General features: G+C 33.2%; 16 protein-coding genes. 7 read left to right on the top strand and 9 right to left on the bottom strand.

Annotation, left to right across the window (positions count from 1 at the left end):
• Positions 1-12: 12 nt before the first annotated feature.
• Positions 13-783, top strand: a complete 771-nt coding sequence (locus WC622_RS09225; protein WP_372819402.1) for a succinate dehydrogenase/fumarate reductase iron-sulfur subunit — start codon at positions 13-15, stop codon at positions 781-783.
• 176 nt (positions 784-959) lie between these two features.
• Here the strand turns inward: WC622_RS09225 and WC622_RS09220 are convergent, their stop codons facing one another.
• From WC622_RS09220 to WC622_RS09205, 4 genes are read right to left on the bottom strand one after another with little or no spacing between them, the layout of a single operon-like run.
• The gene (locus WC622_RS09220) at positions 960-1754 is read right to left on the bottom strand and encodes an energy transducer TonB (RefSeq protein ID WP_372819401.1); all 795 of its coding nucleotides are present in this window, start codon (positions 1752-1754) and stop codon (positions 960-962) included.
• Positions 1755-1780: 26 nt separating this feature from the next.
• A complete protein-coding gene (locus WC622_RS09215; protein WP_372819400.1) occupies positions 1781-2383 on the bottom strand; it encodes a TonB-dependent receptor plug domain-containing protein in 603 nt (200 codons plus the stop codon).
• Positions 2384-2395: 12 nt separating this feature from the next.
• Positions 2396-4369, bottom strand: a complete 1974-nt coding sequence (locus WC622_RS09210) for a TonB family protein (RefSeq protein WP_372819399.1) — start codon at positions 4367-4369, stop codon at positions 2396-2398.
• The gene (locus WC622_RS09205; protein WP_372819398.1) at positions 4366-4743 is read right to left on the bottom strand and encodes a BlaI/MecI/CopY family transcriptional regulator; all 378 of its coding nucleotides are present in this window, start codon (positions 4741-4743) and stop codon (positions 4366-4368) included. Before WC622_RS09205 ends, WC622_RS09210 begins: the two co-directional genes overlap by 4 nt.
• Positions 4744-4906: 163 nt before the next feature.
• On the opposite strand from WC622_RS09205, the gene WC622_RS09200 reads away from it, so the two are divergent.
• Entirely contained in the window at positions 4907-6310 is a 1404-nt protein-coding gene (locus tag WC622_RS09200; protein ID WP_372819397.1) for an MBL fold metallo-hydrolase RNA specificity domain-containing protein, read from the top strand.
• A gap of 6 nt (positions 6311-6316) precedes the next feature.
• Here the strand turns inward: WC622_RS09200 and WC622_RS09195 are convergent, their stop codons facing one another.
• From WC622_RS09195 to WC622_RS09180, 4 genes are read right to left on the bottom strand one after another with little or no spacing between them, the layout of a single operon-like run.
• Positions 6317-6955 (bottom strand): response regulator, encoded by a 639-nt coding sequence (locus WC622_RS09195; RefSeq protein ID WP_372819396.1) that lies wholly within the window; start codon positions 6953-6955, stop codon positions 6317-6319.
• Between the two features lie 4 nt (positions 6956-6959).
• Positions 6960-7751 carry a sensor histidine kinase gene (locus WC622_RS09190; protein WP_372819395.1) on the bottom strand — a complete coding sequence of 264 codons (792 nt, stop codon included), beginning with the start codon at positions 7749-7751 and terminating at the stop codon, positions 6960-6962.
• Positions 7709-8323: a hypothetical protein gene (locus tag WC622_RS09185; RefSeq protein WP_372819394.1), complete on the bottom strand. Its 615-nt coding sequence runs from the start codon at positions 8321-8323 to the stop codon at positions 7709-7711. The genes WC622_RS09190 and WC622_RS09185 overlap by 43 nt, the downstream gene beginning before the upstream one ends.
• A gap of 41 nt (positions 8324-8364) precedes the next feature.
• Positions 8365-8829: a hypothetical protein gene (locus tag WC622_RS09180; RefSeq protein WP_372819393.1), complete on the bottom strand. Its 465-nt coding sequence runs from the start codon at positions 8827-8829 to the stop codon at positions 8365-8367.
• A gap of 231 nt (positions 8830-9060) precedes the next feature.
• On the opposite strand from WC622_RS09180, the gene WC622_RS09175 reads away from it, so the two are divergent.
• The 4 genes from WC622_RS09175 to WC622_RS09160 all read left to right on the top strand — a co-directional run bounded on the left by WC622_RS09175 (position 9061) and on the right by WC622_RS09160 (position 11266).
• The gene (locus WC622_RS09175; protein ID WP_372819392.1) at positions 9061-10023 is read left to right on the top strand and encodes a hypothetical protein; all 963 of its coding nucleotides are present in this window, start codon (positions 9061-9063) and stop codon (positions 10021-10023) included.
• A 24-nt stretch (positions 10024-10047) separates the two neighbouring features.
• Positions 10048-10302 (top strand): response regulator transcription factor, encoded by a 255-nt coding sequence (locus WC622_RS09170; RefSeq protein WP_372819391.1) that lies wholly within the window; start codon positions 10048-10050, stop codon positions 10300-10302.
• Positions 10303-10482: 180 nt separating this feature from the next.
• Complete coding sequence (locus WC622_RS09165; RefSeq protein ID WP_372819390.1) at positions 10483-10779, top strand: hypothetical protein; 297 nt, start codon at positions 10483-10485, stop codon at positions 10777-10779.
• A 43-nt stretch (positions 10780-10822) separates the two neighbouring features.
• The gene (locus tag WC622_RS09160; RefSeq protein ID WP_372819389.1) at positions 10823-11266 is read left to right on the top strand and encodes a hypothetical protein; all 444 of its coding nucleotides are present in this window, start codon (positions 10823-10825) and stop codon (positions 11264-11266) included.
• A gap of 60 nt (positions 11267-11326) precedes the next feature.
• Here WC622_RS09160 and WC622_RS09155 read toward each other — a convergent pair whose 3' ends face one another.
• A complete protein-coding gene (locus WC622_RS09155) occupies positions 11327-12925 on the bottom strand; it encodes a M20/M25/M40 family metallo-hydrolase (protein ID WP_372819388.1) in 1599 nt (532 codons plus the stop codon).
• Positions 12926-13023: 98 nt separating this feature from the next.
• Between WC622_RS09155 and WC622_RS09150 the strand changes: the two genes are divergently transcribed.
• On the top strand, positions 13024-14004 hold a 981-nt coding region (locus WC622_RS09150; protein ID WP_372819386.1), incomplete at its 3' end, for a M20/M25/M40 family metallo-hydrolase.

The raw sequence follows: 14004 nt of genomic DNA, 5'->3' as shown, positions 1-14004 counted from the left end.
AATCTCTATACAATGAGTACAGGAAATATGAACTTAACGCTAAAAGTTTGGCGTCAGAAAAACACAAAAGACAAAGGGAAAATGGTAGACTATAAAGTGTCTAATATTTCTCCTGATATGTCTTTTTTAGAGATGTTTGATGTTTTAAACGAAGATTTAATTACTAAAGGTGATGAGCCAATTGTATTTGATCACGATTGTCGCGAAGGGATTTGCGGAATGTGTTCAATGTTTATCAATGGTCGCCCTCACGGACCGAAAGACGCAGTAACAACTTGTCAGTTACACATGCGTTCTTTTAAAGATGGAGATACGATTGTAGTCGAACCTTGGAGAGCAAAGGCCTTTCCAGTAATTAAAGATTTAACAGTAGATAGATCTGCATTTGACCGTGTAATTGCAGCAGGTGGATTTATTTCTGTAAATACAGGAAATGCACAAGACGCTAACAATTTACCAATTCCGAAAGCTCAAGCAGATGCAGCGTTTGAAGCTGCGGCTTGTATTGGTTGTGGTGCTTGCGTGGCTACGTGTAAAAATGCATCAGCTATGCTTTTTGTTTCTGCTAAAATTTCTCAATTGGCGTTATTGCCTCAAGGACAACCAGAAAGATATAAACGCGTACAAAACATGGTGGCACAAATGGATGCTGAGGGTTTTGGTAACTGTACTAATACTGGTGCTTGTGAAGCAGAATGTCCTAAAGGAATTTCTTTAGAGAACATTGCTCGTATGAACAGAGATTATTATTCAGCTAAATTTATCAGCGAAGAAGAAGGGTAATTAGCTAACAGCTAGCAACTATCAATTGACAACTTAAAACTGTTGACTGAAAACTAATTTGTTTTTATCCTATAAAATTACTAGATTTAAATGTCCGAGACACAGGAGATTTAATAAACGAAAAACCCCGACCATTAGGTTGGGGTTTTTTGTGGAGTATTATCAAATGGTATTTATTATTTAGGTAATTTAAATTGAACTGGGATGTTATACTTAACTTTTACAGGCTGACCATTTAATAGACCTGGATTCCATTTTTTAGATAATTTCAAAACTCTTATGGCTTCCTCGTCAGTTCCCGAGCCAAGTTTGCGTTCGGCTTTAATATCGCTTATGGAACCATCTTTTTCAACCACAAAAGATAGAGACACAATTCCTTCTGTTTTATTATCAATTGCAGCTTTAGGATACTTCACGTTTTCTCCCATAAACTTGTAAAAATTTGCAATTCCACCTGGGTATGAAGGAGGATTTTCCATAGATACAAAACTGTAAACTGTATTTTCGTTAACTGGTTGAGTAGAACCATCAAATGGCTTAGCTACTTTAGGATTAGGTTTTTTGCCGGGAATAGAGAATTTAATCGGAATGTTGTATTTAACTCTAACCACTTTACCGTTTTGCATACCAGGATTCCATCTTTTAGAGAGTTTTAAAACTCTAACTGCTTCTTCATCTGTTCCACCGCCTAGTTTACGATTAACTTTAATGTCATTTAAAGAACCATCTTTTTCAACAGTAAAGGAAACATAAACATTTCCTTGCACATTGTCATCTTTAGCTTGTTGAGGGTACTTTATATTATCTCCTAGAAACTTATAGAAACTTGCTATTCCACCGGGATATGAAGGAGGATTTTCCATCGAAACAAAGTTGTAAACTGTATTGTCTTCTACTTGAGCCATAGCTTTGTTTTGGCAAAAGCTTAGCACTAACACCGCTATCAGCGATGAGAAAATTAACTTTTTCATATAATTTTAGTTTTTAGTTATGAGATTTATTTGATTGCTTTCTTGGGTACGTAATCTTTAGTAGAGATAATAATTACTCCATTTTTTGCTGGTTGTCCGTATAGTGCAGTAGCAGATACATCTTTTAAAATACTGACAGATCGAATTTTATTTGGGTCAATTCCTTTTATACCATCATATCCAATAATTTCATCATTTACAATAACTAAGGGGCGATTAGCTTCATTAGCCAAAGCAAATTTATCACGGATGATGAAAGTTGGATTAGAGCCATAACCAATTATTTTGACATCATTGTTTGGCACATAATCTTTAGTAGAAATAATAATTGCTCCATTTTTTGCTGACTCTCCATATTGAGCTATAGCGGAAGCATCTTTTAAAATATTTATAACTGCAATTTTATTTGGATCTATTGCATTCATCGAATTATATTCGATAATCTTACCATCCAATACAACTAATGGTGTTCTATCTGTTTTAGAGTTGCCTGTTATATTAATAGTAGAACTATAGCCTATGACTTTTAGTGAATCAATTTTTCCTTTAACTGTACTAGTTTCTTGTGCATTAACTGACTGAAATGAGCATGCCAAGCCCAGTACTACTACATAAATTAACTTTTTCATATGTGATTTAATTTAATTCTTATTGATAAGTGTTGCTGTTATAGTGCGAGGCTTTAGCTTTTTGGATGTAATAAGTATGGCGCCATTTTCTCCACTTTTACCGTATAAAGCGGTAGCACTTGCCCCTTTTAAAACGCTAATTTCTGCTATTGTTTTAGGATCTAAATCTTTTATAGTACTTGATTCTTTTATTTCTCCATCCAAAATTACTAAAGGAGGTGCTTTATCACTGTTATAGCTTTTAATGATAATGTTTGAGTTTGTTCTTTGTTTTTCTGCAGCAAATGAAAACTTAATAGGAATATTATATTTTACCCTAACTACTCGTCCATTTTGCATTCCTGGATTCCATCTTTTAGAAAGTTTTAAAACCCTTACCGCTTCTTCATCTGTACCGTAACCTAATTTTCGGTCTACTTTAATATCATTTAATGATCCATCTTTTTCTACTGTAAAAGAAACATATACAGTCCCTTGTATCTCATTATCGCTAGCTAATAGCGGATATTTTATAGTGTTGCTTAAAAATTTATAAAAGGCACCAACTCCACCTGGATAACTTGGAGGGGTTTCCATCGCAACAAAACTGTATATATTATTATCAGTAGTTTCTTCATTAGGGGCATAACCCGTTATAACTAAGTTTTGCAAAATAGTATAGCCTTCTGTACTAGTCGCATTTTCATTTTTAAATTGAGTATCTGCTCCCTCTAATTTAAAAGTAACCTTTAAGCAGTAATTACCATCTTTTTGAAAAAAGTCATCATAATTTGATATTTGCTGTATAACTTCTTCATCACAACCACCACCCAATTCATTTTGGACTACTAAATCATTTACTTTACCACGACTAACAGTGAAATTGACTACTAAATTTCCTTGTATTTTTTTCTTAGCAGCTTCAGCAGGATATTTTATGCCATCACCTAAAAATTTGTAAAAACTATTCCATGAATTTGCTTCTTCTTTTTCTAAGTCATCACCGCTAGTTGGAGGATAAACCAACGTGCTTTTGGTCACTAAATCTTGAACTTGAACTTGATCTAACTTCTGTGCGGGTGCTAAATTTACAACGCTTAATGGTGCTTTTATCACCTGATTTACTACAGAACTAGCATCATTTAAAGGGATTTGATCAGCTACTGCTAAAATCTGATTGTTTTTACGAATTGTGGCAGACGATAAAACAAGTGTTAATGCAAACAAGGGCACAAATAAACCATATTTTAAAATAGCAGTTTTTTTAGAGCGCTGTTTATGCAGCATGAAAATCCTCTTTTTTATTAATGATTTAGTGAAAAAACCATTTGTTAATGTATTGGGCTGCACGCCAAAAGCTTGACTCAATAACAAAAGCGCATAGGTTTCTTTATCTCCCTGAAATTTAGCCGCAGCCTCATCAGCTAAATATTCGTGAATATTTTTAATTGATTTTTTGTAGAAATAGATAACAGGATTAAACCAAGTAATTATTCCTAAAATCTCAAAGAAGAGGACATCAAGGGTGTGTAATTGCTTCACATGAATATCTTCGTGTAAATCAACTGTAGCTCTTTCAGGTAAATTTTCAGCAACTGATTTTCGTTGAAAAAAAGAAAAAGCATCGTTTGCATTAGCTCTACTAAATAACGTGCTAATCGCAAATAATTGATACACGAAATATAACAAATAACTAAATACACCGATAATGTAAATAATCACAATTAATCGTCCCCAATCGTATTGATCTTGCGTTTGAGGCAAAATGGCGTAATTATTTACAACGGTATTTATCTCGCTTACGCTGATATATAATTTATCGCTTACTACTTTTTCGCTAAATAGCTCGAACCTTAAAAAAGGTATAGCTAAAGAGAATAGTCCTGATGAAACAAGGTATATCCGATTTAATACAAAATAGGTTTCCTTGTCTAAAAGTAACTTATAGAAGCAATAAAATATAATCAAGTAAATATTTACTTGTAAGAGATAATGCGCCCAACTCATTTTGGTTTGTTTTTAAATTTGTTGATCATTTTTAAAATTTCATCTACATCACTTAAATCCAATTTTTCTTCTTTCACAAAAAAGGAGAACATACTTTCAACAGAGTTCTCGAAATAGTTGCCAAGTAGTTTTTCTGTTGCATGGCGCTTATATTCTTCTCTACTTATTAAAGGGTAATATTTATGAGCTTTTCCAAAAGCTTCATGTCCAATAAACCCTTTAACTTCTAAAATTCTAATAATAGTTGAAACCGTGTTGTAAGCAGGTTTAGGTTCTGGCAAATAATCCATTACTTCCTTTACAAAGGAATTCTCTAGTTGCCACACAATTTGCATGATTTGCTCCTCTGCTTTTGTTAAATCTTTTATTTCCATGATAATTGTTGTTTTTATAGTGTTTGAGCGCTATTTTAATGATGTTAGTGTTTATTTAAGCCCTAACATATAAATAATATTACATAAACTTAAAACTAATATCTTAGTTTTCAAAATATTTCGTTAATTATTTTCTATATTATTAAAAAATAATTTCATCTATATGAAAATAGCCTTTCATGGTGCAGCTCGTAACGTTACTGGTAGCAAACATTTAATTACGTTAAACAACGGGAAAAAAATTTTATTGGATTGTGGCATGTTTCAAGGTATGGGATATGAAACTGATGAACTGAATAAAAACTTCGGATTTAATGCTGATGAGGTTGACATTCTAGTACTTTCTCATGCCCACATAGATCATAGCGGATTAATTCCACGTTTAATAGCGCAGGGATTTAAAGGAGTGATTTTTGGCACATCGGCCACTAAAGATTTAAGTAAAATATTGTTATTAGATTCTGCTAAAATTCAAGCTGGTGATTTAAAATACAAAAATAAGAAGCTAAAACAACGTGGTTTGCCTTTGGAGGAAGCTCTGTATGAGGAAGAAGATGTGTTAAAAGCGATGGACTACTTTGTTGCTGTTAATTACCACACAGAAACAAGACTAATGGATGGCGTTACAGTACAGTTTATTGATGCTGGGCATATAATTGGTAGTGCATCTGTACATTTAACTATTGTGGAAGATGGAGAAACGACAAAATTAAGTTTTAGTGGCGATGTTGGTCAATATGGTGATTTGCTGTTAAAATCTCCTCAAGAGTTTCCACAAGCCGACTATATTTTATTAGAATCCACCTATGGTGATAAATTACACAAGGATGCGCAACCAACAAAGGAAGCTTTGTTAGCTGTTATTTTAAAAACTTGTGTACAGAAAAAAGGCAAATTAATTATTCCGGCTTTTAGCGTAGGCAGAACGCAAGAGATTTTATACGTTTTAAATAATCTAGGTTTAGAAGGAAAATTGCCAGATGTAAAAATATATGTAGATAGCCCATTATCAGCAAAAGCTACACAAATAATTGAAAATCATGCCGAAGGATATAATCAAGATGTTTTAGCTACTTTAAAAGTTGATAATGAGCCATTTGATTTTAAAAACCTACATTATGTAGAAGATGCAGAAGAATCTAAATCGTTAAACTCCAATCCAGATCCATGTATAATTATTTCAGCATCTGGCATGGCCGAAGCAGGAAGAGTGAAACATCACATTAAAAACAATATTAGCGACAGTAAGAATACAATTTTGATGGTTGGATATTGTGAACCAAAATCTTTAGGTGGGCAATTAAAAAATGGCGCAAAAGAAGTGAGTATTTACGGTGAGGAATTTCAAGTTATTGCAGAAGTGCAAAGCATACAATCTATGAGTGCGCATGGCGATTACGAAGATTTACTTCGATTTATGTCTTGCCAAGACCCTGCAAAAGTTAAAAAAGTATTTTTAGTACATGGAGAGTATGATGTGCAACAAATATTTGCACAAAAATTAATTGCAAAAGGATTTTTGAATGTAGAAATTCCAGATAGGCACCAAGAGTTTGATTTAAATTAACCAATATCAGATTGTAATTAAATTATTTTTTATGCCATAAACCACTAAACCAGTTCTTGATTTGATATTCAATTTTGCAAAAAGAGATTCCCGATAATTATCTACCGTTCGTGGACTAATATTCATTTCTGATGCGATTTCTTTGTATGTTAATTCGGTACTGCAATATTGAAGAAATATTAGTTCTTTTTCAGTAAATATGGGTTTTGTATTTTCATTTTTTAATGAAATTAATAATCTGCCTGATACTAAATCGTTAATGTAAAATCCCTTTTCTGCAATTGTTTTAATCGCAGTTAACAATTCAGATGGCTTTGATTCTTTTAGCATGTAGCCACCCGCTCCAGCTTTCAACATTCCAATAATTGCTTTTTCATCCTCAAACATACTTAATGCTAAAACATGAGCCTGCGAATAATTTTCTTTTACCCATTTGGTAGTTGCATATCCATCCATAATTGGCATATTAATATCCATTAAAACTACTTGAACTTCTTTAAAGGCTTTAATTTTCTCTTGTAGATCTAAGCCATTTTGGGCCTCAATAACCACATTGATTTCCTCAAATTCTGATAATAAATTTGCAAGTCCAGAACGGAATAATGTATGATCATCGACAACAGCTATATTGATAGTCTCTAGCATAATTTTATGGATATGGAATTTCAATTGTAGTTAAAGTTCCATAATTAGGATTTGAATTTATAGTGATTTTGCCTTCAATCATTTTTATTCTATTATGGATTGAAGATAAACCAATTCCTTTATTTTGTGTTTTTGCTGTTTCATAATTAAAGCCAATGCCGTTGTCTTTTACCGTTAGATAAAGTAAATCGTTATGAATATAAACTTCTATTTCTATATGCGATGCTTGCGCATGTTTAATGATGTTATTAATAATCTCTTGAAGCAATCGTAAAACAATAAGATCTTTGTTTGGCGATGAAATTTCATTATCGAGTAATTCGTTCTTTACTTTTATTTTATAACTACCTATCTTTTTTAACCGATCGATTTCTTGTTTAATCGCCTTTCCTAAGCCCGTTTGAACGATAAGCTCACCATTCATCAGCTTCGCTAAACCTCTTAATTCTTTAATAGAACTATTTACCAAGCCTATAGATTCAGCTACTTTTTTCTCTATTTTTTGTGGCTCTTTTAAATTGATTGAACTTAAAGTAAGTGCTGTTAAACTTAGTAATTGACCAATATTATCGTGCAAATCTGATGCTATGGTTTGCATTGTTTGTTCTTGTACTTCTATTTGTGTTTTGAGAAGTTCAGCTTCAAATTCTAATTGCATATTGCGCTTTTCTTCCAAATCCTTTTTCTTGCGCCCATTATATGCTCCTATATAAATTAACAGAAATAATGGAGCCAACAAGAAAATAAAAGTTGCTAATATGATGATGACAATAACTTCCGTTGGCGTGAATTGCATATAAAAGAATAAATCCAAATGCTATATAATAGCAAATTTAAAATAAGCATGACGTAAATTAAAATAACATAAGATTTTGGAAAATCTTGATATAAAAAGTAAATAAATAAATTATAAATAGTACTGCCAAAATAATAGAACAACACAGCAGAAACCCACCAAAATTGAGCATTGGTTTTTAAGTCTATTGGATCTTTGCATTTAATAAGTAAATAAAAATAAATTAGACTTACAATTACAAAAAGAACGGATTCCACATTTATAGTTAAGCTATTAAATTTCAGAAAGCCATGATTATTAACCTCAAATATATAAGTGATTATAAATGTAATTATAGGGATAGAGCAAATAACTAAGGCTTTATCGGTAAGCTTTTTTAAAGCCACATATAGCCCGTAGGAGATATATGCAGCTTCAAAAACTATAAAAATATTATATAACCATGCATTATTAAGATGAAAACCTTTAGACATTGAGAACCCAATTGTTTCGATAATTACCACAATAGCTAAATAACCCTTTGTTAATTTTGAGAATAATAAATCATCCTTTTTTAATAAGATTATAGCCATTGTCAAACAAAATAGCTCAATAATAATGTTGATTATTGAAATCATGGGCAGTTAGTGTCAGGATCATTAGGGTCTATAATATCGCTGGTACAATCACAACCAGTATCGGGCGGGCAAAGCGCACCTCTATTCTGAGGCTCTGATAAAAGTGCGTTTTCAACATAATCTTGCCTTGGTCTACCATTAGTAGTTTTTGTTGAAACAAAAATTACAGTATTACGATCAACATATGTGCTAGGTATTTTTGGTTCACCTAGAGGTAAATTCGAATTGACATTATCAATTACCGCTTTCGTATACTTCCCAAAATAAATTCTTATACCATCTGCATCAGGCTCGTTTGCAATTCTTGTTGTTAAATTTTGCATTTGTTGAATAGAAAACCAGACTGAGCGTGTATAACCAGCTTTACCTCTTTCTGCTTTTTTAAAGGCACTAACCATTTGTTGTGCCCATTCAATATCGGCAGATTTAGATTGTTTGTCATTTTGTTTTTGATTACTCATTGTAATTAGTTTTTAAATGAATGTTTGATTTATTAGCTATAAAATTCACTAATTATCAGCGCATTAACAACCGTAAAATAGCTTTATTGTATTACCGTAAAAATACCTTATTAATTAGGGTATTACTTGTCAAAACCTTATAAACTTATGATGGTAGTTTTGATTATTAAAACAAGCCTACTGTTAAAAATGATCAATTAAGAATCAATTTAAATCATTAATAAATAAGTCATGGAAAAAAAAAATTCAAAAAAGGGCATACATAAAATGCCGATTGAATCATTCGCTTTTGTAGCAAATGATAAAGGAATTGGTGGTAGAAATACTTGCTCTAATGGACCTGATGATGGCACTTTAAACAAATTGTCTGCAACGCTTTGGAAAGGAAAAAGACATGGCAGCACTGCTCAAGCAGTTGATAATTTACTTATTCCTGTAAAATTGAAAACAACACCAGCAGATTTAGCAATATTTAACTCAACAGGTGCTTGCATTATTGCTGGCCATGGTAATGCAGGTCAAGTTGAGACAGGTTGTGGGCAAACAGGTGCTTACGATGCTAAAAAATATCTTTTAACATGGACCGAATCTTATTGGGGGCCTGAGATAGATCGTCTTATATCTTCTCCAATTACTACAATTGCACTTTATGCATGCCATGCTGGCGAAGGTAGTCAAGGAAGTGACCTGCTTTATGCAATCGCTCGACGAGTTGGAAGAGCCGTACAAGGTGGCACGGGATTTCTATACACAAATGGACAAAGGACATGGTGGGAAAACGGCTCTGTAATGCAAACTGCTACACCGACCCATAGACCAGATCCAATCGCAGCACCTACACCACATTCATTCATAATGGCAAATATTAAATTTGAAGTACAAGGAAAAGAGTTTGAAATATCAGATGTTATAGAACTATCATTTACACCAAAAGACTTTCGCTCTATGGATTTGCCTAGTAAAACAATGAAAGGGAAAGATGCGCAAATTGCTGTAGAAAAACTTTTTTTAAGTCAAGCAATGGAAATGAAAGCCTCGGTTATGGGTTTTATCACTTTACAACTACAATTAAAATTCAAAACAGGAGAATCAATACAATTCTATATTTATAACGACAGATTGGCTGTTGATAAACAATCTGAAACAGCTTATTATATAAATGTGGCTTTTAAAAACTTGTTACAAGTAATTTAGTTAGCAAGAACGTTAAAAAATTAAATGCACAAGATTTTTAAAATTAAGATCATGACGATTAATATTTTATTTGAAGAACATCCTTCAATTACCCAAAGAGAATTAGAAATATTACGCTTAGTATGTATGGGATATAACAGTAGACAGATTGCGAGCCAATTGTTTATTAGCGAACTCACAGTACAAACGCATCGCCGCAATATGGTGAAGAGATTAGGCGTAAAGAACTCGCACCAGTTGATAGTTTGGGCATTTAAGGAAAGAATGCTCTCTGTTTAAAGAAATACCTCCAACCTTTGAGATATTTCTATTAGTAATAAATACTCATTTTTAGGTATTGTTTGCTGGTATTATATCTTCTTCTTTTGATATAGAATTGACAGTCAATTCATTTAATAAGTTAACATTTTAATTTTTTATTAAATAATCCTAAAACGTAACCATCAAATTAAAAAAATAATGAAAAATTTCTCTCTCAAAATCGCAATTCTATTCTGTACAGTAATCATGTTTACTAAGTGTAAACCCGAAGAAGATGTAACATCTTCTGCCTGTACTTTTAGTGATGCAGAATCAAAAGCTTATTATAATAAAGCAGTAACTTTTGGCAATAGCCCTACAAAGAGTAATTGCAACATTTTAAAAACAGCTTCGCTGGATTTAATTAAAAAGTTTGAAAAATGTGATGCTGCTACAAAATCACAAATTACTCAGTTAACACAACAATGGAAAAGTATTGATTGTAATGCTTTCTAAACATCCATTTTAAGTATTATTAATTTTTTAATAGTAAATCATAATGAAAAAAATTGCCCTCACTTTATTAGCCTTCATACTTTCTTTAGGCTTTGCTTTTGCTCAAAATGATGTCATATCAATTGATTTAAAAGGCACAAAATATACAGTTAGTAAGAAAATCCCGAAGGAAATTATTGGAGAATATCTATATGAAAAGAAAGGAGAACCGAAAGTTGTATTAAACGCAGATGGAACAGGATCTTTTCAACCACATATGGTTCCTCCAATCTCCATAAAATATTGGATTGATTGTGACGCAAAAGGCGTGATAAGAAAAACGGAAGGAATTAATGGAAGATATCAATATACCTTACTCATTCAATACTTAGATGGGAAAAATGGTAATTATCCAGTAAATAGCTACGATTTAATGGGAGTAACTGTGCTCACAGATCAAGGACAAGCTGTAATATATGGCGAACGATATAAGGCGTTAAACAAATAGTTAGTAGTTAAAAAAGCCTCCAAAATTTGGAGGCTTTTTTAATATAGCTAGAGATTGCTATTATTTTCGTGGTAATTTTTCTGCTCTTTCAGAAGTATGGTAAACGAAAGAAGCTACAATTGTTGCAGATTTTTTCAAATCATCTTCCACTAAACGATCATAGGTATCCATATTAGAGTGGTGAGTACGTGTGTTGTAATCCATAGGATCTTGAATAAACTGAAAGCCTGGTAAACCAATAGCATCATAAGCTAAGTGATCTGTACCACCTGTATTACCAATCGTAATTGTTTTTGCACCTAAATCTTCAAAAGGAGTTAACCAGCTTTTGAAAATGTCTTTTACAGCAGCATTACCTTGCAAATAAACGCCACGAATAGTTCCAGTACCATTGTCTAAATTGTAATAAGCACTTAATTTTTCATGTCCTGGTTTTAGTGCCAATTCTTTTGCAGCAATTTCTGGAGTAGTTGCAGTTGCTGGTCTTGCCGGAGATGCTGGCGTACCAAAATGTTCAGCAACATATCCTCTTGAACCAAATAAACCTTGCTCTTCAGAACTCCACAATGCAATGCGAATAGTACGTTTTGGTTTAAAATCAATTGCTTTTAAAATACGCATTGCTTCAATCATTACAGTAGAACCTGCAGCATTATCCGTAGCGCCAGTTCCAGCATGCCATGAGTCATAATGACCACCAAGCATTACAATTTCATCTTTTAATTTAGGATCTGTTCCGGGAATTTCGCCGATTACGTTATATCCTTTTGGATCTTTATCGTAAAATGAAGTTTTGATGTCAGCTTCCATTTCTACTTTTTCTCCACCACGTAATAAACGTAAAATGTGTAAATAATCTTCGCCAGCAACTTCTAATTCAGGAGAAACAGGTTTAGCGTCTAACTTATATGAAGCGCCATTGCTGGTAAAGAAAGTTCCATAACTACCTCTAGCTTGTGTTAATTTTAATCCGATTTTTTCGGCTAATAACATACTATCTAACGCTGCACGTATAGCGAATTGTCTCATCATTGCAGCTCTTTGGTTATTACCAGCTCCAGGTGCACCACCACGTTGTGGTCTACCACCAGCACCAGCAGCTTGTGGTTGTGCAGCAGCCATTTCTGCTAATTGTTCATCAGTTGATCTTAATAACTCAGGTTTGTCATTGCTACGAATTGGTGCTCCTTGATCTAGAATTACAATTTTACCAGCTAATTTGCCTTTGTATTTTGCTAAATCAGTAATCGTATCGGCTTTAATTAAAACAACATCAGATTTAATTAAACCATTTGTTCCAGGCGTCCATGCTTTTGGTGAAGCAATAATGGCATGATAATAAGGTAGTGTGGTGGCTGCATAAAATTTATCTACTTGCCAACCCTTACCAAAATCTCCCCAAGCCTCTAAATGAACATTTTTTAAGCCCATTTCTTTCATGTACTTAACTGCCCAATCTTGTGCTCTTTTTAAGCCAGGCGAGTTAGATAAACGTGGTCCAGAAACATCTGTAATATGGAAGGCAATATCCATCGCTTTAGATTTCTCTAAGCCTTCGGTTCTAATTTTTTGAACAATAGCTGTATTAACAGGCTCTTGCGCAAATGCAGAAAAGCATAAGCCTATGGCTAATGCACTAAAAGTAAATTTTTTCATCATAATAGTTAGTTAAGTATCATTATTATGGTGAATTTACAGTTAATGATAAATAATTGTACCTTTCTATTCACATTTTTACATGCTGTATTATGATTAGAATGAAATACTTAGCTCTTTTATCCTTATTCGTTATCCTTTTATCAGAAAAGTCGGTTGCACAAAAAACTATAACTAGAGATGCAAATATTACCACTATGGTAAATGAAGTTTCATCATCTAATTTAGAGCAAATCATTAAAAAATTAGTTTCGTTTCAAACCAGACATACTTTAAGTGATACCTTAAGTAAAACCACAGGTATTGGAGCTGCTAGAAAATGGATTAAAAGTGAGTTTGAAAAATATGGAGCGGCGGGCGGTGGCAGATTGCAGGTTTCTTATGACACTTTTACTCAAGCTGCGGATGGCAGAAGAATTACAGCGCCAGTTGTATTGAAGAATGTTATAGCTGTTTTACCAGGAACAGATACAAACGATAAAAGAATGCTGCTAGTTTCTGGTCATTATGATTCGAGAGTTACTGATGTAATGAATATTAAAGATTTTGCTCCTGGCGCAAATGATGATGCATCCGGCGTAGCCGCTGTACTAGAAATGTGCCGAGTAATGAGCAAGCAAAAGTTTAATTGCACATTGGTTTTTATCGCAATGGTAGGTGAGGAACAAGGTTTATATGGCGCAACAAATTTGGCTAAACGAGCTAAAGAAGAAGGTTGGAATGTTCATTTATTAATGAATAATGATATTGTTGGCAATTCATACGGTATGGAAACCGATTTGAAAGACAATAAAAGTGTACGTGTTTTCAGCGAAGGAGTTTCTGCTTTAGAAACACCAGCTCAGGCTGCGGCTAGAATAGCTGCTGGAACTGAAAATGATGGAAAAGCTCGTCAAGCAGCTAGATATATTAAAGAAGTTGCAGAACGATATGTAGACCAATTAGAAGTAAAACTGATTTACAGAAGAGATCGTTATTTACGCGGTGGCGATCACACTCCGTTTTCTCAACAAGGTTTTGCAGCAGTTCGGATAACTGAAATGAATGAAGATTTTAATCGCCAACATCAAGATGTAAAGATC

Origin of the sequence: Pedobacter sp. (assembly GCF_041662865.1) — a bacterium.
Classification (GTDB): Bacteria; Bacteroidota; Bacteroidia; order Sphingobacteriales; family Sphingobacteriaceae; genus Pedobacter.
Note: the sequence above shows the minus strand (reverse complement) of the source record. Positions and strands in the feature narration are given on the sequence as shown.